The sequence below is a fragment of the Bradyrhizobium sp. RDI18 genome (assembly GCF_043203335.1).
Lineage (GTDB): Bacteria > Pseudomonadota > Alphaproteobacteria > Rhizobiales > Xanthobacteraceae > Bradyrhizobium > Bradyrhizobium retamae.
Genome location: NZ_JBICRN010000006.1, coordinates 796,097 through 817,512 on the forward strand (window position 1 = coordinate 796,097; position 21,416 = coordinate 817,512).

Here is a 21,416-nt window from a genome sequence, read left to right on the forward strand (position 1 = left end):
GACTGGTCATGATCGCCCGCGCCCTCCTCCTGGCCACCGCCCTGATCGCCGCATCGAGTACGGCCGCCGTCGCGCAGACCCAGCAAAGCTTCGCGAACCGCAACGTGATCGCCACGCCCGTGCTGCGTGCCAACGTGCAGGTATCGGGCGACCTCGTGCGGATCGGCGACGTGATCGACAACGCCGGCAGCGCCGCGCAGATCGCGATCTATCGCGCCCCGGATCTCGGCACCACCGGCTCGCTGCCGGTAGCTCAGGTGCTCAACACCCTCCGTGCCCATCATGTGATCGGCGTCGACACCCGCGACCTCAGGGAAATTTCGGTGACGCGTCTGGCCCGCACGCTCGAAGGCAGGGACATCGAGCTGCAGGTTGCGCGCGCGCTGGAGCGCCGCAATGGTCTCGGCGACGCCGCCAATCTGTCGATGACCTTCGACCGCGATCCCGGCGACGTCAGGCTGGATGCCGGCTTCAGCGGCAGCCTGCAGGCGACCATCGTGCGCTACGACAATCGCAACGGCCGCTTCGACGTCACCTTTGAGATCGCCAACGAGAACGGCGCAGCGGCTGCCAAGCTGCGTTTTACCGGCACGGCGATCGAGACCGTCGAGGCCGCGGTGCTGGCGCGCAACGTCGAGCGCAATGAGGTCTTGAAATCGTCCGACGTGGTGATCGAGCGTCGCCCGAAAGCGGAAGTCGGCCCTGATGCCGCTGCGCGCGATCGCACGGTGGGCATGCAGGCCCGCCGCCAGCTCCGCGCCGGCCAGGCCATCAGGACCGCAGATCTCGCCAAGCCCGATTTGGTACAGCGCGACCAGAACGTCATGTTGATCTACGAGACGCCCGGAATCTACCTCACCATGCGCGGCAAGGCGCTGGACAGCGGCACCGAAGGTGACGTCGTCACCGTCATGAACCTGCAGTCGAAGCGCACGGTGTCCGGCACCGTGACTGGCCGTGGGCAGGTCTCGATCTCACCACCGGCGTCTCGCCTGCCGCAGACCAGCGATGCCACCTCCTCGCTCGGCAAAGCACCCGCACCCGTCGCCGTAGCTACCGTCAGTTCGCCAGTCGCTCCAAAAGCCGAGTAATGTAAATGTCAGTCACCCGTCTCAACCGCCTCGCTCTCTCCGGCGCCATGCTGTCGCTGGCCGCCTTGGCGAGCGGTTGCTCCTCGATCGACCGTCTGTCGCAGATCGGCGAAAAGCCGAAGCTGACGGAGATCGAAAACCCGACCACGCAGCCCGGCTACAAGCCGGTGCAGATGCCGATGCCGAAGCCGGAGCAGGCATCTTACAATGCGAACTCGCTGTGGCGGAATGGTTCGCGTGCCTTTTTCAAGGACCAGCGCGCGGCGCGTATCGGCGACCTCCTGACGGTGACCGTCAACATCACCGACAAGGCCAACCTGTCCAACGAGACCCAACGCAGCCGCTCCGCCAAGGAAGACTCGGGGATCACCGATTTCATTGGGTCAAGCACGATCACGCAGGCAAACAAGATCCTGCCCGGCAAGATCCTGACCACGGACTCGACGTCGTCGAGCGACGGCAAGGGCTCGGTCAACCGCCAGGAAGCGTTGCAGACCAACGTCGCGGCCGTGGTCACGCAGGTGCTGCCGAACGGCAATCTCGTGGTCGAAGGCAAGCAGGAGATCCGCGTCAACTTCGAAATCCGCGAACTGATCGTCGCCGGCATCGTCCGCCCTGAGGACATCCAGAGCGACAACACCATCGATTCCACCAAGATCGCGCAGGCCCGCATCGCCTATGGCGGCCGCGGCCAGATAACCGACGTGCAGCAACCCCGTTACGGGCAACAGGTGATGGACGTGCTGCTGCCGTTCTAGTTTCTCCCGAGCTCCCACACTCCATCGCGAACCTAGGCGCGATGAAGTGTATCAACGCGGCCTCCGTCAGCTCCCCTGCCGGAGGCCGTGGTCGTTTTGTGATCCAGGGAGCCGCATCATCTGAGAGCTTGCTCCAGCGCAAGCCGCCTGCCCCTCGTAGTCTTCGCGTTGGAACCGAACCTACCCGCCGGCGTTCCTGACAGCAACCATCTGCACGGAGGCTAATCATGGGCCGCGGAATGCCATCGATGACTGCTCTGCTCGGGCTGCTCGCCATTGCGGGGTATCAGAATCGCGACAAACTGGCAGAACTTCTCAAGGGCGTTGGGGGCCAGCCGAACACAGGCGGGGGGACAGCAGCCGCCGGGCGGCTTGCTGGGCAATTTGAGTGGAATGTTGGGCGGCGCCGGGGTTGGCGGCCTGCTCAACGGCGGGATCGGCGAGTTGCTCGAAAGTTTCAAGCAAAACGGCCAGGGCGACAAGGCTGAATCCTGGATCAACCAAGGCCCGAACAAGGATGTCTCGCCTCCGGAACTGAAGCAAGCGATCGGGTCCGACGTTCTGGCACAACTCGAACAGCAGACCGGACTTTCGCAGGAAGAGATCTTGGCGAGATTGTCTCGCGAGCTTCCGGCAGCCGTCGACAAGTACACACCGGACGGCCGTTTGCCCGCAGCATGAGCTAATGGACGTGACGTTGGGGCAAACAACAGGGAGCATCGAGATGGGCATAGTTTGGACGATCATCATTGGCTTCATTGCTGGCGTGATTGCGAAATTCATTATGCCCGGAGACAATGAGCCCTCGGGCTTCATTCTCACCACCATACTGGGCATCGTCGGCGCCTTCGTGGCGACCTACCTCGGCCAGTCGCTCGGATGGTATCGGCCCGGAGAAGGCGCGGGCCTGATCGGTGCGGTGGTCGGCGCCATCATTGTGCTCTTCGTCTACGGCCTCTTCGCCGGCCGGCAACGGCGATCGATTTAAGAACCAGATCTGATGGTTTTATCGTCGGGCTTGGGTGCGGAGCGCCGGCCCGAAGCGCTCGCCTGACATTGCGCGTACGTCGAAATCAAGGAAACGCCTGCTCATCTGGAACTCACGATGCCAGCGCGGTTAGAAGCATCCGCGCGAGATCGGCGCTGAGGTAAGGCTTCGGCAGCAGCAGCACGCCAGCATCGAGACGGCCGTGATGTACAAGCGCATTCTCCGCATAGCCAGAGGTATAAAGCACTTTGAGCCCTGGGCGCCTTTTTGACCCCCTCGGTCGCGAGCTGGCGGCCATTCATGCCACCGGGGAGCATTACGTCAGTGAACAGCAGGTCAATGCGTTCGGGTCCATCGATGATTGCCAGCGCCTCGGCGGCATTGCCGGCGGCGAGCGCGTGGAACCCGAAACGGGTGATCTGCGCCACGACGTATTCGCGAACCAACGGGTCGTCCTCGACAATCAAGATGGACTCATCGCCGTGTTCGCCCGCATACCCGCCAGTCTCGCCGGCGGGTGCCTCCGGGCCGCCACCCGTGGCCTGCGGCAGGTATAGCTTCACGGTCGTGCCGTGGCCCTCCTCGCTGTAGATCTTGATATGTCCATTCGACTGTTTAACGAAGCCATAGACCATGCTGAGGCCGAGCCCCGATCCCTTCCCGGCCTCCTTGGTGGTAAAGAATGGTTCAAACACCTTTTCGAGCAGGCTGCTGGGGATTCCGTCCCCTGTGTCACTTACTGCAATCATGACGTAGTTGCCCGGCCTAACCTCGCTGTTGAGGCGAGCGTAGTTCTCATCAAGCACCACATTCTTGGTTTCTAACGTCAGCTTCCCGCCGTTAGACATGGCGTCACGCGCATTTAGGGCGAGGTTCAGGATCGCGGTCGAGAGCTGACTGGGATCAATCAGCGCCGGCGCGGAATCGTGCGCCAGCATTGATTCAATTTCGATGTGTTCGCCGAGGGTCGGTCGTAGCAGACTCGCTGTATCGATCACCAACGCGTTGACATCGGTATTGCGCGGCTGCAGCGGCTGTCGACGGGAGAAGGCCAACAGATGCTTCGTCAGCTCAGCTCCCCTTGCTGCGGCTCCGCTAATCAGATTGGTGATCTGAGTGAGATGTGGACGATCCTTGACCGCATCGCTGAGGATTTCGATGGTCCCGGTGATCACAGTCAGAATGTTGTTGAAGTCGTGCGCGACGCCACCGGTGAGCTGGCCGATGGCTTCCATCCTCTGCGCTTGCCGGACCTTGGATTCGGTGGCCTCTTTCTCCTCAAAACGCCTGACCATGGCCTCAGCTTCGCGGCGTTGCCTGACTTCCTCCTCAAGTGCCGCATAGGCACCCGCAAGCTGAATGCGCGTGGGCAGCACCAGGATCCGCGGCAGCAGCAGCAGTAATGCTGCCGCGATCGCGACCGAGATCAGCGCCAGGAAAGCTTTGGTCAGGGCCTCGATTTCATAAGCCGGCACCCACATTGTGTAGATCGACAGCAGGCGGGTCACTCCGCAGACCGCGACGAAGATTGCGAATGCGAAGAATACGCCCCGGAACATGAGCTCACGGTGGCGCCGCCACACGAAGAACGCGAGGACGAACGCCGTAGCAAAGAAGGCTCCGGCGAGCATCGCGTCGGAAATGACATTCAGCCAGATCAGTTCCGGCTTCCACAGTAAGCACGCGCCGTGCGCGGTGAGCGTCGACATGTGGATAGCTCCAACAAGCGGCTGCAGGCATGCAACCGCAATCCTCCGATCCGTGCGTCGGAGCGACGGAAATTATTCAGGTTTTTCGCCACCCGCACAAGCGCAGTGCTGACCTCGGCGAATGTTGCTGCGCCCGCACGAGAGCCATCAAACCCGCATGTTGCATCCCCGGGAACAACCAATCGATGCGTCGATGGGTAACTGCCACACTCCGGAACGTCTCCCCCCGCTCCTCGTTTTTCGTTCATCCATCTAGCAGGAGGAGAATCCCATGGCACTGGACGCAAACGAAACCGGCAGCCTGATCGGCAGCGACAAGGTCGAGGGAACTGCAGTCTATGGCGCCGATCGCAACAAGATCGGCTCGATTGAGCGCGTCATGATCGACAAGAAGAGCGGCAGGGTGTCCTACGCCGTGCTCTCCTTCGGCGGCTTTCTCGGCATCGGCGACGATCACTATCCGCTACCCTGGCAATCGTTGAAATACGATACCTCGCTCGGTGGCTACGTCACCGGCGTGACGGAAGCGCAGCTCAAGAGCGCACCGCATTACGGCAATGACAACGCCTGGAACTGGAGCGATCCGACCCGGACCCGCGCCGTCAACGACTACTACGGCGTCGCGATCTGATCGTGGTTGCTCATTGGGGTCCGCCTCAGTGGCGGGCTTTTCTTTGCCTGGCAGGCGCGAACGCAGGGCCTGCGTTCGCCTGTTAGCAGAGAACTATTCCTGCTGCCTTGCGTTGTGATCTGCGAAAGGCGGAGCAATGGGAAAATTCTTCTTGATCGTTATCGCTGTCAGCGTCGCCGTTTTGCTGGCGATGAGCGCGTACGTCATCAGCCTGTGACAGCGATACGGCTTGTCAAACAGTTCGATCAAACAGCGCCCGGCGTGGAATCGGCCACTGGTCAGCCAAAAAGCAGGCCCCGGCGCCTCTCGGGGGGAAGATTGCGCCAGAGCCTGAAGGGTTGCCTCGTGTCCAAAAACACGATTGCATAATTTTCCCGATCAAGAATCGTTCCCGCCCGAACGTTACTTCTTCATGGTTCCCGCGGGAGAAAGTAGCATCGCCCTCCTTGTCACGCGCCTGCGGTCCCGGCGTCCTGCGTGCCGGCGTTCTTGGATGAGGGCCTGGAGTTGCCCGTTGCGCCGTTCTCCATGGCGGCTACCGCCGGTAGCAGCACCTCGGGTGCGCAAGTTTGTCGCAGGGCGGCATCAACTGGGCGAGCAATCGCGCGGACGAACGGCGAAGCGCTTCGAGCCCGGCAAAGCTTTTATTAACCATTAATTCGCCGGCGACGCTGGCAAGATGGATTTCAAGATGGATTCAAGATCGATTCATGGCCGGGGAAAGCACGATATAAGCCGCTAAACTCATTACGCAGGGCACCGCCGGTGATCGGCACACCTGCGATGATTACCGTATACTTACTACCAATACACACGGAGGGCGGGTGCTGCGGGCATCTGGCGCTCCCGCTCCCTCTTTCTTTTTTGAGGGAACCCGTTAGCATGACCCAAGCCGCAGGGACGCGAGCACACACCCAATTATCATTCGCCCGAGAAGCAGGCGATCGAGTATTCCAGAGACCGCAGTGATGGGAACGACAGGTCGCGGCGTACTAGCTACCCCGCAAGTGCGGGGTGTGACCATTGCTTGTGGGGCCATGCTTCTCTTCCTCGTGATCCTGATTCCGGCCTCGCCTGCATTCGCCGAGCCGTGCAGTAAGCCGACGGCGCGCTCCAAGATTGCCGAGACGCTCCGTCTCGCCTCGGAGCAGCGGCCGGTCAATCTCACGTTTCGCACCGGCGCCGACGGCGTGAAACTATCGATCGGCCTCAAGACGAAATATCCCGACGATATGACCATCATCCTGCAGAATGACTTCGAGCAGTTGAACGTAAGGGATGACCGCTTCGATGTACTGCTGCGATTAAGGGGGCTCGGGAACGGGTCACCGTCCCCTTCCATGCAATCAAATCATTCTGGGATAAGTCCGAGTTGAAGTGCTCCGACGGCTGATGCCTCACTCCGGCGTCGCGCGCCGGATCAGGGCGCAAAGCCCTGTCATCCGTGCGATCGGATGTTCGACGAACAGGCGGCAGGAAGCGAGCGCGCCCTTCAGCGCGTCCGGCGGCGCCGGCGGCTTCAGTTGCTTTGCGAGAGCCGCACCATGCGCGTGCCCGAGCGCGCGAGTCGAAAGCGTCAGCGCGTTCAGCCGCCCTTCCCGCTGCAGTGGCGCCAGCATTGTTCGCACCAGCGCCAGATAGGACGGCCAGTACGCCAAGTGCCGATACATACTCGCAATCAGTTGCGGTTCGGTGTCCTCTCCAAAGGAATTCAATTCGGCGACCAGCGCGGCCACCTCGGGGTCCAGCGCCTCCATCGGCGGCAACTCCGGAATTTTTGTGCCGGGCGCCGTTGCCGCCTTATCGGCGGCCGTCACGGCATCGGCCGGGCGCGGTTCGTAATGCGCCAGCAACGCCGAGAGCACGACGAGCGCGAGCGCATTGGTATACTGATAGCTGTCGAGCACGTCACGAATCAGCGCGCGCTCGGTCTCGTCCACGCCTGCGGCGAGCAAGGTGTCGATGGAGAAGCCGGGCCAATCCGGCAGCGCGATCGTTCGCCTGACGGCTTCGGCATGCAATGGCGCGTCGCCGAGATAGAGCGGTCGCACCGTCGCCCACGTCCATTCCAGCGCGCCCGGCATTGTCGCGAGGTTGCGCCAGATCAGGTTGACCACGCTGGTGCCGAGCACCTTGCGGATGTCGGCATAAATGTCTGCGATTTCGCCTCTCGCTTCTGATTCGAGAACCGACGGAACGCTCTCAGTCATCACTCTCACTCGGACCATACCGACACAAAAATGGTGGGCACGGCGCAAGCGCGCCTTCGCCCACCGGACGAGATCTACGCAAATGTCGCGGTTACCGTCCCTAGCCCCTCCAACTCCATCTTCACGGCATCGCCCTGGCCGAGCCACACGGTTTTCACAAGGCTGCCGGTGAGAACGATCTGCCCGGCATGCAGCCCCGTGCCTTCTTCGGCGAGATGATTGGCAAGCCAGGCCAGCGCGTTGTGGGGATGGCCGAGCACGTCGGCGCCGGTGCCGCGGCCCACCTCCTTGCCGTTGACGACGGCACGGCCCTTGGCCGTGAGCAGGTCCGGCACCTTGGTGCGCGCCACCGCCTTGCCGAGCACGCAGCCGGCGGCGAAGAAATCGTCCGCGACCAGCGTCGGCGCGCCCATCGTCTCCCATTTCACGTACCGGTCGTCGACGATCTCGATTGCGAGGTGATACGCCTCTATTGCCTCCATCACCCACTCCGCGGTGAACGGGGCTTCTGACGGCGCGAGATTACGTGCCAGCCGCACCGCGATCTCGCATTCGACGCCGACGCGGACGTAATCGCCGAAGCGCAGCTTGGCGCCGGAGTCATGCACGCCCTTGGCGAACACACCACCGCCGCAAGGATGGGGAATGTCGAGATATTCCTGCATCACCGGGCTGGTGCAGCCGATCTTGTAGCCGACCAGCGCGCCGGTCTGCGGTAGCAGCAGATCGTGGACGGCGCGTTGGATCTGATAGCCTTCGGCTTCATCTTCAGGCGCTAGCTCAGGCGGCAGCGCGGCCAGCGGCGCGCGATTGCGGCGGGCGGTAGCGATGTTCTGTGCGGCCGCGAGAATCTTGTCCATCAGCGGCGGCTTTCATGGTTGCGGCCTACTGCACTGACCGCCCTTCGCGGTCAGCCGTCAGGCCCTGCCCTATTCGTCCCGATAAACCTTCTCGCGCTTCTCGTGACGTTCCTGCGCTTCCACCGACAGCGTTGCAATGGGGCGGGCCTCCAGCCGCTTGAGCGAGATCGGCTCGCCGGTCTCCTCGCAATAGCCGTAGGTGTTGTCCTCGATGCGTTGCAGCGCCGCGTCGATCTTGGAGATCAATTTGCGCTGGCGGTCGCGGGCGCGCAGTTCGATGGCGCGATCGGTTTCGGAAGAGGCGCGATCAGCGAGATCCGGATGATTGACGTTCTCTTCCTGAAGTGTCTGCAGGGTGATCTTCGATTCCTCAGGATCTCGTCCTTCCACGCCAGCAGCTTGGCGCGAAAATACTCGCGCTGGCGGTCGTTCATGAAAGGCTCTTTTTCGGAGGGTCGATAATTCTTCAACTTTTCCAAGGCCAGCCCATCTTCGCGTGCAAGGCGGGGCGGAAAATTGTCCGTCCGCGCGGGCCTTATATAGCGGCGGGTTGTGACAGACAATATGAGCCGTCTCCTTGGGGGTACCTCCCCCAAGGCCTTGCACAGGCAAAGTTATCGGGACCGCTTGGCGCTAGTAGCCGACTGTGAAGCGCTGGCGGATATAGGCGGGACGCTCGATCTCGTCGGCGAGTGCAACTGCGAAATCCTCGAAGGAAATGGAACTTTTGCCCTCGGCGGCGGTCAAAAGCTGGTCGGTCCCGAGGCGGAACTTGCCTGTTCGCTCGCCGGCGGTGAACAGGGCCGAGGGCGACAGGAAGGTCCAATTGAGTTCCTTTTCGCCCCGGAGCAGATCGAGGAAGGCGGCGCCCTTCTCGGCTTCCGCCTTGTATGCCACGGGAAAACCCGGGGTAGTGACCAGCCGAACGCCCGGAGCCACTTCAAGACTGCCGGCGCCCCCGACCACGAGGTAGCGGCCAACCTTCGAATCCTTGGCAGCGCCGATCAGCTTGGCCGGGTCGCTGGCGAGAAAGTGGATCGAACTGATCGCGGCATCATGACCGGCGAGCAGCCGGGCCAGTCCCGCCTGGTCCATGGCATCGCCCGCGGTGGGCGTGACGTTGGCTTGGGCGGCGACCTTTTCGGGATGGCGGGCGATGGCGGTCACGGTGTGGCCGCGGCGGGCGAGTTCGGCGGTGATGCGCGAACCGGCATTGCCGGACGCGCCGATGACGGCGATTTTCATGGAGGTCTCCCTGCGAATTGACGGATGTGGTATCCAATGGTGACTAGATAGCGAAATGAATGTAAGTGTTAAGAGAGCACTTTTGGGTCACCTGATTACGCCGGAGTAACCGCTGTGAAAGCCAACGCCAAAACCCCGAACGCCTATTCGGCTCGATGCCCGACGCGGCAGATTCTCGATCGCGTCGGCGACAAATGGGCCGTGCTCATCCTGCTTCTCATCAGGCACGAGCCGATGCGCTTCAATGCGTTACGCCGCACCATTGAAGGCATCTCGCAGAAGATGCTGAGCCAGGTTCTCAAATCGCTCGAACGCGACGGATTGATCAAACGCCGAGTGATCGCGACCGTGCCGGTCACGGTGGAGTATTCGATCACACCGCTCGGCGCGACGCTCGCCGACGCGGTCGATCCGCTGCGGGACTGGGCGGAGAAGAACCTGAAGGAGGTGCTGAACGCGCAGCGCCGTTACGACACGGCGCGCAAGGATATGGCGGCGTGAATCAAGCCACCCCATCATCCGGGGACAGGCGGAGAAAATCTTAGAACCGCCCGGCCTTTGCCAGTTCGACTTCGACGCGCAGCTCGATCTCGGCCAGCACCGCATCGAGGCCGGGATCGCCGGAGGACGACTTCAGATTGGCAGCGGCATCGCGCAGCCGGTTCGCCGTAGAAGCATCGAGATTGCCGGAGAGCAGGCCGATCTTGAGTTCGTCGAGCACGTCGAGCGCGCCCCTGCCCCGTGCCACCGAACGCTTGCGGCGCTCCGTCGGATCCTCGACGCCCTGCAGGGCGAGCAGCGCGTCGATGTTGCCGGCGGCTTTGGGCGCTACAGCCGCGCGCGGCTCCTCGGGCGTGGTCGGCGTCTCCGGCAGCGAGAAGCCGGTCGAACTGGTTCGCCGCGTGTGACTTGCGGGCGATCCAAGCGTGGTGCCGTTCGGTCCGTAGATTCGCATCGTGGTGATCTCGCCCTGAGAATAGAGCGACCTTCGCCTTCTTATGGTTAATGACGCGTAAACGGCCCGGCAAAATCTGCCGACATGCGGCAGTTTCGCCCATCGTGGTGAAGCCGCCGCGACCTCGCGCCTCCAACGAAGACCCAGCAATATCAATGCATTGCGTCGGAAACGCAGTGTGGCACGGCGCTCGCATAGTTAATGCCGGATCGTCGTCATGGGAGTGGCGCCTGCGGTCCGGTGGAAGACCTCGAGGGGAGCACAGGATGCCCGGCATCCGTTCGGCAAGAGTGATTTGGGTGGCCTGCGCCGCGCTGTTGGCGCTCGCGCTAACGCCCTCGTCCGCGGGCGCGACGTCGCGGATCAAGGATCTCGCCAATATCGAAGGCGTGCGGCAGAATCAGTTGATCGGCTACGGCCTCGTCGTCGGCCTCAACGGTACCGGCGACACGCTGAACAACATTCCCTTCACCAAGCAGTCGCTGCAGGCGATGCTGGAACGCATGGGCGTCAACATCCGCGGCGCCACCATCCGCACCGGCAACGTCGCAGCCGTCATGGTCACCGGCAACCTGCCGGCCTTCGGCACTCAGGGCACGCGGATGGACGTCACGGTTTCCGCGCTCGGCGATGCCAAGAATCTTCAGGGCGGCACCCTGCTCGTCCCCCCCCTGCTCGGCGCCGACGGCAACGTCTATGCGGTAGCCCAGGGCTCGCTCGCCATCGCCGGTTTCGCGGCCGAAGGCGCCGCCGCCAGCGTCACGCGCGGCGTGCCGACCAACGGCCGAATCCCCAACGGCGCCATCATCGAGCGCGAGATCGAATTCGCGCTCAATCGCCTGCCCAATGTGCGGCTGGCGCTGCGCAATGCCGACTTCACCACCGCCAAGCGCATCGCAGCCGCGGTCAACGATTTCCTCGGCGTCAAGACCGCCGAGCCGATCGATCCCTCCACGGTGCAGTTGGCGATCCCGGCCGAATTCAAGGGCAATGTCGTCGCCTTCCTGACCGAGATCGAGCAATTACAGGTCGATCCGGATCTCGCTGCCAAGATCGTCATCGACGAGCGCTCAGGGATCATCGTGATGGGCCGTGACGTTCGCGTGGCCACGGTTGCGGTGGCGCAAGGCAATCTCACCGTCTCGATTTCGGAGAGCCCGCAAGTCAGCCAGCCCAATCCGCTGTCACGCGGCCGAACTGTGGTGACGCCGCGCACCGGTGTCAGCGTTTCCGAAGACGGCAAGAAATTTGCGGTCGTGAAAGACGGCGTGTCGCTGCAGCAGCTCGTCGACGGCCTCAATGGTCTGGGCATCGGCCCGCGCGACCTCATCAGCATCCTGCAGGCGATCAAGGCCGCTGGCGCGATCCAGGCCGACATCGAGGTGATGTGATGAACGGCATCGTCAATTCCTACGACAAGACCTCGCTGATCAACGGCCGCAAGGACCCGCTGCTGGCCGACGCCCTGACCAAGATTTCGCCGGAAGCGCAAAAAAAGACACGAGCCAAGGCCGAAGAGTTCGAGGCGATGTTCCTCAACTCGATGTTGTCGCAGATGACCACCGGCGTCAAAGGCGAAGGACCGTTCGGTGACACGCCCGGCACCGGCGTCTGGCGCTCGATGCTGACGGACGAGTATTCGAAATCCTTCGCCAAGTCCGGCGGCATCGGCATCTCCAACGATGTCTTCCGCACCTTGATCCTCCAGCAAGCCAACCGCGTCGGCTGATCCAAAGGAAACCCCCGACATGAATCAGCATCCCCAGGCCAGGCCCGCACCGGCCCCCGCGCCAGCAAGAGCAATCTCCACGCCAACCGAGGCGCGCAAGCTCGCAGAAGAACTGATGGACGTGATGAGCGGGCTGCTCGGCATCATCGAGCGCGAAACCGAACTGGTTCGCGCCGGCAACGTGCGCGAGGCGATACGGCTGGAGGAGCAAAAGGGCGAGCTGTCACGCCGCTACATGGTCGCGGTCGAGAACCTGAAGAACGCGCAAAAATATCTAGCGCAGGTATCTCCGGAATTGCTGACGACGTTGCGCCGCCATCACGACACCTTCCGCGCGATGCTGCAGATCAACCTCACCGTGCTTGCCACCGCGCACGCCGTGTCGGAGGGCATCGTGCGCGGCGTCAACGCCGAGATCCAGCGCAAGAACATTCCGAATACCTATACGGCTTCGGGACAACGCGCCGCGCCGGGGCCGCGCAACATCACCCCGCTCTCGGTCAGCCGTTCGCTGTAAGCGATCGCGATCTTCGGTCCGCCACAATTTTCACTAAATTTGCGCGCCCGCCTCAAAGCGGGATTCAGCGTATTCCCTAACACCGTGTTGAGAGGTGCCCGGCTATATTGCGATCGATGAGGGGTTGGATTTGACTCGCAGCAAGCCTGGAGGCTGCCATGAGTACAGATTTCAACATCAAACCGGTGGGGGCACCGGTTGCCGCGCCGATCGTTCAGCACGTGAGCGAGGCGGTACAGCATGCGGTCGCAACCGAACTGCCGGCGAGCCAGAGCGTCTCGGCAGCCGACAGGGGCGCGCGCGCCAGCACCGATTCCGCGGCCGTCCGCGTCTCCATTTCGAATGCTTCGGTGTCGAACCAGTCGAACCAGGTGGTGATCGACCGCGACGCCCGCGCCGTCGTCTACCAGGTCATCGATACCAGGACGAGCCAGGTGGTGAAGCAGTTTCCCGAGGAAGCCGTGCTGCGCCGGCGGGCCTATTTCCACACGCTCGATTTGACCAAAGAGGCCCCCACGCGGCTTCGCGCTACCGATCGCAAGGCTTAGGACACGTAACGACTGACGTTAGCTCGAGCGTGATGCGTAGGCCTGGTCGAGATAGGTCTGGCCGCTCGACGGATCGGTGACAACGTTCTTGATCTCCGCTTTCCCAAGGGCGGATAGCGTGAACTTGGTGTCGCCGATCCGGAACGAAAGGTCCTTGATCAGAACCTCCTGGAACTTGTTGGTGCCGCCGCTCTGGTACTGCACCTTGGCGCGAAAGCCGGTGACGTTCGAGATCGTGAACTTGAACGTCTTGTTGTCGGCATATTTCCCGCTCCAGCTGCCTTCGTACAGCGTGGGATCGACCGCCACATACGGGGTCTTGGACGGAACGGTCAATCCTACCGCCTTGTAGTTGGCCGATATGATGCTCCAGAGATCAGCCATGGCGGCTCACTCACCCAAACCGGTTAGCCGCGACCAGAAAGGCCGGCGGCGAGATTGCAATTGATGTCGATCAGCGACTTCAGCTTCGCCGGATCCGGGTTCATTTGCATGTCGACAGTCTGCTTCATTACGAAGACGCCGATGTTCGCGATGTTCTGCCGCACTTCGATCGGTTGAGGGTTCTCGTTCGCTTCCACGGCGCTCATGAAGATCGACCAGAGCCGGCGGTTGAACAGCAACGCGTTGTGCATGGCTTTATCAGGGCCATTCCAGTTGGACTGGACTTCCTGGAGTTGCCGTGCGGCCTTCAGCAGCGCCTGCGCTTCAATTTCACGGGGGGACGTCGTCGTTTGCGATGTACGCGCGTAGGCTTGGGCTGCATTAGACATTCACGAACCTCGATGGGAGCGGTTGACAGCGGGACTGCAGAAAAACTGCCCAACTTTCATACAGCTTGCGCCTTTAAATATGGTTAGCAAGTGTTACCGATTGTGTCGGTAGTCCGGCAGAAATCCACATTTTCGTCAGCATGCCGGCCATCAGGTTCTGATGGAATTAACATCGAAGCCCAAATTCTCACCTTCGATGCTTTTCTTCATGCCGGCTTTTTCTTCTCGAGCGGAAAAGTTTCGTGACGGATCTGCACGATCGACAGGTTCGAACCAAAGGCAGACGCCTGCGTGCGCAGCAATGTCGAAGCGCTGGCAGGTTGGCAACGACATTGTTAGTCGCCGTGTTGTCGATGAAATTGGCGAAACCGACACCGGCCGCGTTGAAGTTGACGCCGGTGAAACTAATTCTCCAGGTTGGAATCAGATCCGTATTCCTACTGGCCAGGCGCAAGAAAGCCCCGCCAAATGGGCACTATTCGCATGTTCACCATTGGTTAACCATCATCGGGAAGGATGCGAATCTGCCGGCGGGCAATCGACAACGCGCGAAAGCGTCAACGGAGAACAGGCATGGCCTTGAAAGTCGAGCTCAAACCGCACGAGCGAATCATCATCGGCGCATGCGTGATCACCAATACCGATCAGCGCGCCAGGCTGTTGATCGACGGCGACAGGATTCCGATCCTGCGCGAGAAAGATATTCACACACCCGAGACCGCCGACACGCCGGCCAAGCTGGTCTACCTCGCAGTGCAGCTCATGTACCTGTCACCGGATCCGATGGCCCACCATCCGACCTATTTCAGCCTCGTGCGCGACATCCTCACGACGATGCCGAGCGCATGGCCCTTCATCGAGGGCATCAACAACTGCACTCTGAACGGCGATCTTTACCACGCGCTGAAGGAAGCGAAGAAATTGATCGGCCATGAAGAGCAGATCCTGCAAAGTGCCCGGAAAATGCAATCGCTCAATGAGCCAGATCGCAAATCCGCGTAGCCATCGCATCGCTCAAAAGTACAAAGGCCTCCGCGAGGGAGGCCTTTTGCTTTTGAAGCGAACAAGTTTTCTTCAGATCGGCAGGAACTTGGTCAGCGTGGTCTGGTACAGCATCGATGTCGTTTGATACGAGGCCTGCAGACTAGTCTGCAGCGCCAGGATCTTGGTCGCAACCTCGTCCTGGTTGATGCCCTCGATCTGGTCGAGCATGGTCTGCGCCATTCCCTTGAGCTGGGTCTGGCGGTCGGTCGACGCCTTGATAGCGTTCTGAGCGCCGGCGAACTCCGCCTGCATGTCCTGGATCGATTGCTGGCCGGTCTGCGGCGCCAGGTTTGCCGAAATCCGCTGTTGCAGCGCATTCACCTGCGCCTTTGAGTTCGGATTGGCGGCGTTGGTCGTGACCGCGGCATACACCGCGATATTCTGCAGCTCGTAGCGCAGCGCCTGCTCGTTGGCGCGCGCACCGTATTGCACCGTGATGGATTGGTCGATGCGCGCGATCGCCGTGCCGCGCGGCGGATCGGTGCCGACTTCGCCGGTGTACCACGAGACGGTGTTGGCGGTTGTGCCGCCGATCAGATTGGTGGCGGTGGCAAACGGCGGACCGTTCACACGCAGCGGCGCCGGATTTGCGCTTGCCGTGGCGCCGAATCCCAGCGCCGCGAAGGCGGCCGCGTTCGAACTGGAAACCGTCAGGCTCGCGCCGTCACCACCGTGCAGCGCGATCACGCCGCCGGTGACGGTCGACGGCGTACCGGTGCCGGTGATCGAATCGATTTTGGCCAGCAAGGTCTGAACGCTGTCGGTGATGTTGAGCTGGTTGCCGGTCGCGCCGGCAGCGACGAAGGTAATCGGCGTGCCGTTGACGGTAATGGTATCGCCCGCTGCAAAGTTTACGGCCAGCGAATCCGTATTCGCAGCGCCGGAAAGCAGCGTGGCGCCAGTAATCGGCGCCGGCACCGTGTCCTTGTTGTTGGCCGTACCTCCAACGACCGTCGCCGATGGATTGAAGAAATTGTTGGAAGCCTCGATCGCCGAGGCGGCGACCAGCGCGGTGTCGCTCAGCGTCTGGATCGAGGACGTCAACGCAGCCTGCAGGTTGGCCGTGGTCGCAACCGTATCGGCGCCGATCAGAAACGAGCCGGCAGGCGGCGGATTGGTGGTCGTCGCGGTCAGCGCGATCGACTCCGTGGTGCCGTCGGGCAGGTTGAAGTTGAACGTGATCTTGTCGCCATTGTTCGGATTGACGGCGCCGAGATCGACGGTGGCGGCCGGCGGCGCGCCGGTCGGCTGGGTCACGGTCGCTCCCGTCAGTGACGAACTGATCGAACCGAGCCTCAAGCCGAACGATGAACCGTCCTCGGCCAGGCTGGTCACGGTGGTCGTCAATGGCGGCGACGAGACCGTCAGATGCGCCATGTTACCGACGCCCTGATCGGCCTGACGGCGCTCGTTGATCAGTTGCTTCAGACCGGCCTGCGTACCCACACCGTCGAGCATGACGTCGGCCGGCACCGTCGCTGATGTGTCGGTGGTGCGGCCGGAAAACAGATAGCGGTCGCCCGTCTGGCTGTTCAGCAGCGACACCGCATTCGAGAACGCCGCCTGCGCCGTGATCTGACCGGAAGTTTGACCGTTGTCGTTGAGCACGATGGTCGATGTACTGGCCGCCTTCTTTACCGACGTGCCGATGTCGGCCAATCCCTGCAGCGCAAGGTTAACGACGTTGAGCCGCGTATTGACGTTGGTTGCTGTGTCCTTGAACGCGTCGATGCTGCTGACCTGCGCGCGCAGGCTGAGCGCAAAGCCGCGATTGGCGCCCTGCCCAGCATAAGTCGTCGAGACCCGGCCGCTGGCAAGCTGCTGCGTCAGATCATCGAGTTGCTTGCGGATATTGAGGATCGAAGTCCCGATGTAGGATGTTCTGCCGCTAACGCCATCGATAGACATGAAACCCTCACATCGCCTGGATCAACGTGTCGTACATCTGCTTGATGGACGACATCACGCGCGCATTGGCGGAATAGGCGTTCTGCAGCGCGAGCAGATGCGCCATCTCGTCGTCGATATTGACGCCTGAGGCATCCGTCACCTTCTTCTGCAAGGTGTTCAGCACTACAGACTGACCGTCGGCGAGTTGCTTGGCAGCGGTTGCGGCTTCGCCCTGCTGGCTGATGAACTGCTTGGCGAAGTTGACCAGCGTGCCGGTAAACGGTGCGCCGGTGGTTCCGATGCCGGTCTGTGGCGAGTAGCGATAGTTGCCCGTCTGCAGTTGCTTGAGAATGAAGTCGGAGCGCGTGGTGTCGCCCGAAGGCGTCAGCGGGCTGGTGGAAAACACGATAGTGCGCGAGGGATCGCCGAGCAGCCCGAGATTGACGCTGATGCGGCCGGCAAGGCCGGTCTGCTGCGACCCGTTGGCGGTGATCGCACCGGAAAACAGGCCGCCATTATCGGTGAACAGTGGAAGCTGTGGGTTGCCGCTGGTGAGCGACGACATGGTCGTTGTGACCGACGCCGCCAGCACGTCGGAGCGGTTTGGCGCGCCATCATCCAGCACGCGCAGGGTCGATCCCGACGGGTTTGAGAATTGCAGATCACTCGACCCGAGTGCGGCGTTGAGCTGAGAGACTACCGACGCCATGCCGCCGGCGAAATTGATGCCGAGCACCTCATCGTTGGGATCGAGGGTCGTAGTATTGCTCAGCGGCAGCACGCTCGGATCGTCGACACGCACGATCGAGAGATTATGCGTAACGCCGGTGGTGTTATCCTTGTAGCTAACGTGAATGACGTTGCCCGACTGCAACCCCGTGAGGTCGAGATCGTAGCCGGCCTGCGGCAGCACGGACGCCGGAGCAGCGGTACCGGCCGTCGTCTTGTCCGACAGCGCGCTCGCCATCGACGCCGCGAACTGGTCGATCTGCGCCTGCGCCTTCACCAGCGTATTGTCGCGCAGCTCGAGATAGGCAGCGATCTTGCCCGAGCGAATCGAGTTGGTCGATACCAGATCGTAGCTGCCGCCGTGCGGGAAATTGATGGCGATGGTACCGACGTTGTTCTTGGTCGGATCGGTGTTGTACAGCGTGTTGGGCGTCATCGTCCCCTGCGGATTGAAGCTTAGCTGCGCAGCTTCAGTCCCGACCAATTGCACGCCGGAGTTCGTAAACACGGTCACTTGGTTGAGGTCGTTGACGACGGTTCTGATGTCCATCAAGCTCGACAGTTGAGTGATGTATTGATCGCGCTGGTCCAGCAGCGATGCCGTCGCAGCGTCCGTCTTGCCGTTGTTCTGGAGCTGGTTGTTGATGAACGCGATCTGGGCCATCGCGTTGTTCGCCGTAACGATGGAATCGTTGATGCCCATCTCGGCGTTCGCGCGGAGGTTCTGAATCCCCTGCGTCGTCGCATTGAGCGTCTGTGCCATGGTCTGCGCGGCGCTGACGGCACTGATTCGCGCCGACTGCGAGTCCGGACTGGTCGACAGGCCCTGAAACGCGGTCAACAGCTTGTTGAACGAGTCCTCGATGGTGCCGGTTTCAGCCGGATTTCCGTAGACGTTCTGCAGATTGGCGAGAAAGGTCGAACGGATGTCGGCATAGGCTGCGCCGGAGGTTTCCGTCCGCAACGCCGCCTGCAGATATTGATCGAGCTGCCGGTCGACGCCGTGGAGCAGAACGCTCGAACCGTAATCGCCGGTCACGCCAGCGGACTGGATGATCGACTTCCTGACGTAACCTGGCGTTTCCGCGTTGGCGACGTTCGATCCGACCAGCGAGATCGCGGCTTGCGTCGCGCGCAGGCCGGACATCGCGGTAGAGAGAGCTTGACTCAAACCCATGACTAATTGCCCATCTCAAGACGTATCGCGAACGGCTCGCCGCACAATCAGCGCAGCACGTTCAGGAGATCCTGCACCATCGTGTTGGAAGTGGTGATGACCTTGGTGTTCGCCGAATAGGCCTGCTGGGTGACGATCAGCTTGGTGAACTCATCGGCGATGTCGGTGTTGGATCCCTCCAGCGACGAGCCGACGATGGTTCCGGCCTTGCCGAACAGCGCCTGTCCGGATGCGTCGGTGACCTCGAATGCGCCGCCGTTGACGCGCTTGAGGAAGTTGGTGCCGTTGAAGGTCGCTACCGAGATTTCAGCGAGGTCGAGGTTGCGGCCATTGGAATAGTTGCCGACGATTCGGCCGTTGGTGCCTACGCCGACGGATTGCAACTGGCCGGCCGGGAAGCCGTCCTGCTGGATCTGGTTGACCTGCACGTTGCCGTTGGCGTCCGCGAACTGGGTGACACCGCCGGTGCCGAAGTTGATGACGGGACTGCCCAGCGCGACGCCGTTGACGACGGCATTGGTGAGCTCCACGGACGGAATCGCCGGCGTCATCTGGCCTGAGGCAGAGAACGTGAAATTGGTGTTGACGTTTTGCCACGCGACCTGGGTGCCGGTTGCGTTGGGATTGACCTGATAGAACAGGTTCCAGGTATCGGTATGGCCGGCGCCGAGCGTAGCGCTGTCGACCTTGGCCCAGCGGAACTGCAGGTTCACCGGTGCGCCCGAGATGTCGTAGGTCGTAACCGCACCACCCGCGATCGACTCGGCGAGGAACGTCGAATTGTCGTTGCCAACGACCTGGCCGGTGCCTACGCCGCCGCCGCCACCGCGCGTCGCCGTCACGGTGCCGGTAAAGCCGAGGGCCGCCCAGGCTGCAGTGTTCGAACTTGAGATCGTGAGGTTGTTGGCGGTGCCGGAGTGCAGCGTGATCGAGCCGGAGGCGATCGTGGACGCGACTGACGTTCCTTGGAGCGCGTCGATCTTGCCCAGCAGGGTTCCGATGCTGTCGTCGACGTTGATCTGGTTGGGGCCGACGGCGGTGCCCGACGCCATGAAGGTGAGGGTTTGGCCGTTGACCGTGATGGTGTCGCCCGCGACAAAATTGGTGGAGATCGAGTTGGTGCCGGCCGCGCCGCTGAGCAGGGTTGCGGCCGTGTTCGCAACCGACGGCGTCGCTTTGTTGTTCTGCGTCGTGCCGCTTCTGGAGGCATCGGTATAGGGCGCCATAGGTGTTCCGAGTGCCAGCGGATTGTGTCCGGCGCTGTATGATCCCGGCACGATCAATTCCGATCCGGGAACGGAAACGTCATGCTTGGTTGTCAGCGGATAGCTGGCGAGGTTGGCGCGATAGTCGATCCTGGTGGTTTGCTGCGCCGGCAGGAAGTCGTTCTGGAATCGAAGAACCTGCGGCGAACTGCCCGATGGGTTGCCGGTGGTCGGGTCGATCGGCACGCCCTGCAGATAATAGCCGGCGCCATTGACGAGATAGCCGCTCTTGTCGAGCTGGAAGTCGCCGCGGCGGGTGTAGCGGTCGACGCCGTCAAACACCGGCGTGCCGTCGGTGAAGTTGCCGGGCTTTTGCACAGCAAAAAAGCCGTTGCCGTTGATGGCCATGAAGGTCGCAACCGATGCCGTCTGCACGTCGCCCTGCACCGAGTTGGTGGAGCGCGATTGCGTGGTGACGCCGCCGGCGAGTTGCGCGGTCGCTGAGGTCTGCGGAATCAGATCGAGGAAGGAGGTGTCGACGCGCTTGAACGCCGTTGTCTGCGAGTTGGCGATATTGCCCGAGACGTTTTCCAATGCGTAGGAGTTGGCGCGGAGGCCGCCGACCGCGGTGGTGAGAGCGCCGAAGATACCCATGACATTTTCTCCAAATTCGATCCGGGCGGCTCGCCGGTCCACGTAAACCCAGGCCGCGTCGGGAGAAGATGTCGCAAGCGTTGTGCCAAACTACAAAATATATAAAAATCAATAGCTTAATAGAAAAGCCCCGGCCCAAAGACCGGGGCACATTTGCCGGGCGGGCAACAATTGCCGGGCACAAGCCTTAAGAGGCCGAGGGCCCTGCCGGGTGAAACACCATCCCAAATCCATCGATGCAATAGCGCAAGCCGGTCGGTTTTGGCCCGTCATCGAAGACGTGTCCGAGGTGGCCACCGCAGCGGCGGCAATGCACCTCGATGCGCAACATGCCGAAAGTGCGGTCCTCGGTCTTGCCCAGGGCATTGTCGAGCGGCTGCCAGAAGCTCGGCCAGCCGGTGCCGCTGTCATATTTGGCATCCGAGGAGAACAGCGGCAGATCGCAGCCGGCGCAGGCGTAGATGCCCTTGCGTTTTTCCTTCAGGAGCGGGCTCGAGCCCGGCCGCTCGGTGCCGTGCTTGCGCAGGATCTCATACTGCTGCGGCGTAAGCTGGGCGCGCCATTCGGCGTCGGTCTTTTCTACCTCGAATTTCCCGGCGGCCTGCGCCGGCGTGGTGCGCAGCCAGCGGAAAGCGGCCAAGCCAAACAGGCCGGCTACGGATGCGAGCAGGATACGGCGGTCGAACATGGAATTCTCCGTGCG

General features: G+C 61.9%; 22 protein-coding genes and 3 pseudogenes. 13 read left to right on the forward strand and 12 right to left on the reverse strand.

All coding sequences use genetic code 11. The features are described from left to right. The first annotated feature begins 8 nt into the window (after positions 1 to 8). The 4 genes and pseudogenes from flgA (at position 9) to ACFXS9_RS04870 (ending at position 2,837) form a co-directional block, all read left to right on the forward strand. Positions 9 to 1,091, forward strand: coding sequence for a flagellar basal body P-ring formation chaperone FlgA (flgA, locus tag ACFXS9_RS04855; RefSeq protein ID WP_392685575.1), 1,083 nt, complete (start codon positions 9 to 11; stop codon positions 1,089 to 1,091). Positions 1,092 to 1,096: 5 nt separating this feature from the next. Next, complete coding sequence (gene flgH, locus ACFXS9_RS04860; protein ID WP_334374244.1) at positions 1,097 to 1,849, forward strand: flagellar basal body L-ring protein FlgH; 753 nt, start codon at positions 1,097 to 1,099, stop codon at positions 1,847 to 1,849. A 227-nt stretch (positions 1,850 to 2,076) separates the two neighbouring features. Further along, positions 2,077 to 2,530, forward strand: a pseudogene (locus ACFXS9_RS04865) (YidB family protein). A 43-nt stretch (positions 2,531 to 2,573) separates the two neighbouring features. Next, positions 2,574 to 2,837, forward strand: a complete 264-nt coding sequence (locus tag ACFXS9_RS04870) for a GlsB/YeaQ/YmgE family stress response membrane protein (RefSeq protein ID WP_392685579.1) — start codon at positions 2,574 to 2,576, stop codon at positions 2,835 to 2,837. 112 nt (positions 2,838 to 2,949) lie between these two features. On the opposite strand, the pseudogene ACFXS9_RS04875 reads toward ACFXS9_RS04870, so the two are convergent. Continuing rightward, a pseudogene (locus ACFXS9_RS04875) lies at positions 2,950 to 4,546 on the reverse strand (ATP-binding protein). 271 nt (positions 4,547 to 4,817) lie between these two features. Here ACFXS9_RS04875 and ACFXS9_RS04880 point away from each other — a divergent pair. Together ACFXS9_RS04880 and ACFXS9_RS04885 are read left to right on the forward strand one after the other, a co-directional pair. Next, positions 4,818 to 5,177 (forward strand): PRC-barrel domain-containing protein, encoded by a 360-nt coding sequence (locus tag ACFXS9_RS04880; protein WP_392685582.1) that lies wholly within the window; start codon positions 4,818 to 4,820, stop codon positions 5,175 to 5,177. 968 nt (positions 5,178 to 6,145) lie between these two features. After that, positions 6,146 to 6,553 (forward strand): ClpXP protease specificity-enhancing factor SspB, encoded by a 408-nt coding sequence (locus ACFXS9_RS04885; RefSeq protein ID WP_392685585.1) that lies wholly within the window; start codon positions 6,146 to 6,148, stop codon positions 6,551 to 6,553. 21 nt (positions 6,554 to 6,574) lie between these two features. Here the strand turns inward: ACFXS9_RS04885 and ACFXS9_RS04890 are convergent, their stop codons facing one another. The 4 genes and pseudogenes from ACFXS9_RS04890 to ACFXS9_RS04905 form a co-directional block, all read right to left on the reverse strand. Then, positions 6,575 to 7,387, reverse strand: coding sequence for a hypothetical protein (locus ACFXS9_RS04890; protein ID WP_392685588.1), 813 nt, complete (start codon positions 7,385 to 7,387; stop codon positions 6,575 to 6,577). Positions 7,388 to 7,461: 74 nt separating this feature from the next. Next, positions 7,462 to 8,247, reverse strand: coding sequence for a 2-keto-4-pentenoate hydratase (locus ACFXS9_RS04895; protein WP_392685591.1), 786 nt, complete (start codon positions 8,245 to 8,247; stop codon positions 7,462 to 7,464). Positions 8,248 to 8,316: 69 nt separating this feature from the next. Further along, a pseudogene (gene dksA, locus ACFXS9_RS04900) lies at positions 8,317 to 8,681 on the reverse strand (RNA polymerase-binding protein DksA). 199 nt (positions 8,682 to 8,880) lie between these two features. After that, positions 8,881 to 9,492, reverse strand: coding sequence for an NAD(P)-dependent oxidoreductase (locus tag ACFXS9_RS04905; RefSeq protein ID WP_392685594.1), 612 nt, complete (start codon positions 9,490 to 9,492; stop codon positions 8,881 to 8,883). Positions 9,493 to 9,606: 114 nt separating this feature from the next. Between ACFXS9_RS04905 and ACFXS9_RS04910 the strand changes: the two genes are divergently transcribed. Further along, positions 9,607 to 9,993, forward strand: a complete 387-nt coding sequence (locus tag ACFXS9_RS04910) for a winged helix-turn-helix transcriptional regulator (protein WP_392685595.1) — start codon at positions 9,607 to 9,609, stop codon at positions 9,991 to 9,993. 40 nt (positions 9,994 to 10,033) lie between these two features. Here ACFXS9_RS04910 and ACFXS9_RS04915 read toward each other — a convergent pair whose 3' ends face one another. Then, positions 10,034 to 10,447: a flagellar assembly protein FliX gene (locus ACFXS9_RS04915; RefSeq protein ID WP_392685598.1), complete on the reverse strand. Its 414-nt coding sequence runs from the start codon at positions 10,445 to 10,447 to the stop codon at positions 10,034 to 10,036. A gap of 266 nt (positions 10,448 to 10,713) precedes the next feature. Between ACFXS9_RS04915 and ACFXS9_RS04920 the strand changes: the two genes are divergently transcribed. From ACFXS9_RS04920 to ACFXS9_RS04935, 4 genes are all read left to right on the forward strand, one after another. Then, complete coding sequence (locus ACFXS9_RS04920) at positions 10,714 to 11,838, forward strand: flagellar basal body P-ring protein FlgI (RefSeq protein WP_392685601.1); 1,125 nt, start codon at positions 10,714 to 10,716, stop codon at positions 11,836 to 11,838. Further along, positions 11,838 to 12,176, forward strand: coding sequence for a flagellar assembly peptidoglycan hydrolase FlgJ (flgJ, locus tag ACFXS9_RS04925; protein WP_392685604.1), 339 nt, complete (start codon positions 11,838 to 11,840; stop codon positions 12,174 to 12,176). Before ACFXS9_RS04920 ends, flgJ begins: the two co-directional genes overlap by 1 nt. 19 nt (positions 12,177 to 12,195) lie before the next feature. Beyond that, positions 12,196 to 12,693, forward strand: a complete 498-nt coding sequence (locus tag ACFXS9_RS04930; RefSeq protein ID WP_334363738.1) for a hypothetical protein — start codon at positions 12,196 to 12,198, stop codon at positions 12,691 to 12,693. A gap of 158 nt (positions 12,694 to 12,851) precedes the next feature. Next, the gene (locus tag ACFXS9_RS04935; protein ID WP_392685607.1) at positions 12,852 to 13,241 is read left to right on the forward strand and encodes a hypothetical protein; all 390 of its coding nucleotides are present in this window, start codon (positions 12,852 to 12,854) and stop codon (positions 13,239 to 13,241) included. An 18-nt stretch (positions 13,242 to 13,259) separates the two neighbouring features. On the opposite strand, the gene ACFXS9_RS04940 is transcribed toward ACFXS9_RS04935, so the two are convergent. Beyond that, positions 13,260 to 13,625 (reverse strand): hypothetical protein, encoded by a 366-nt coding sequence (locus tag ACFXS9_RS04940; RefSeq protein ID WP_392685609.1) that lies wholly within the window; start codon positions 13,623 to 13,625, stop codon positions 13,260 to 13,262. 23 nt (positions 13,626 to 13,648) lie between these two features. Continuing rightward, positions 13,649 to 14,014: a flagellar biosynthesis regulator FlaF gene (gene flaF / locus ACFXS9_RS04945; RefSeq protein ID WP_275185541.1), complete on the reverse strand. Its 366-nt coding sequence runs from the start codon at positions 14,012 to 14,014 to the stop codon at positions 13,649 to 13,651. Positions 14,015 to 14,174: 160 nt separating this feature from the next. Between flaF and ACFXS9_RS04950 the strand changes: the two genes are divergently transcribed. Continuing rightward, a complete protein-coding gene (locus tag ACFXS9_RS04950; RefSeq protein WP_392685612.1) occupies positions 14,175 to 14,597 on the forward strand; it encodes a hypothetical protein in 423 nt (140 codons plus the stop codon). Next, positions 14,588 to 15,016 carry a flagellar biosynthesis repressor FlbT gene (gene flbT / locus ACFXS9_RS04955; RefSeq protein ID WP_392685615.1) on the forward strand — a complete coding sequence of 143 codons (429 nt, stop codon included), beginning with the start codon at positions 14,588 to 14,590 and terminating at the stop codon, positions 15,014 to 15,016. The genes ACFXS9_RS04950 and flbT overlap by 10 nt, the downstream gene beginning before the upstream one ends. A gap of 72 nt (positions 15,017 to 15,088) precedes the next feature. On the opposite strand, the gene ACFXS9_RS04960 is transcribed toward flbT, so the two are convergent. From ACFXS9_RS04960 to msrB, 4 genes are all read right to left on the reverse strand, one after another. Further along, positions 15,089 to 16,966, reverse strand: coding sequence for a flagellar protein (locus ACFXS9_RS04960; protein WP_392685618.1), 1,878 nt, complete (start codon positions 16,964 to 16,966; stop codon positions 15,089 to 15,091). Positions 16,967 to 16,973: 7 nt separating this feature from the next. After that, positions 16,974 to 18,854 carry a flagellar hook-associated protein FlgK gene (gene flgK / locus ACFXS9_RS04965; protein ID WP_392685619.1) on the reverse strand — a complete coding sequence of 627 codons (1,881 nt, stop codon included), beginning with the start codon at positions 18,852 to 18,854 and terminating at the stop codon, positions 16,974 to 16,976. 47 nt (positions 18,855 to 18,901) lie between these two features. Next, positions 18,902 to 20,713 carry a flagellar hook-basal body complex protein gene (locus tag ACFXS9_RS04970; RefSeq protein WP_392685622.1) on the reverse strand — a complete coding sequence of 604 codons (1,812 nt, stop codon included), beginning with the start codon at positions 20,711 to 20,713 and terminating at the stop codon, positions 18,902 to 18,904. Positions 20,714 to 20,900: 187 nt separating this feature from the next. Then, positions 20,901 to 21,401, reverse strand: a complete 501-nt coding sequence (msrB, locus tag ACFXS9_RS04975; protein WP_392685624.1) for a peptide-methionine (R)-S-oxide reductase MsrB — start codon at positions 21,399 to 21,401, stop codon at positions 20,901 to 20,903. Positions 21,402 to 21,416: the final 15 nt, after the last annotated feature.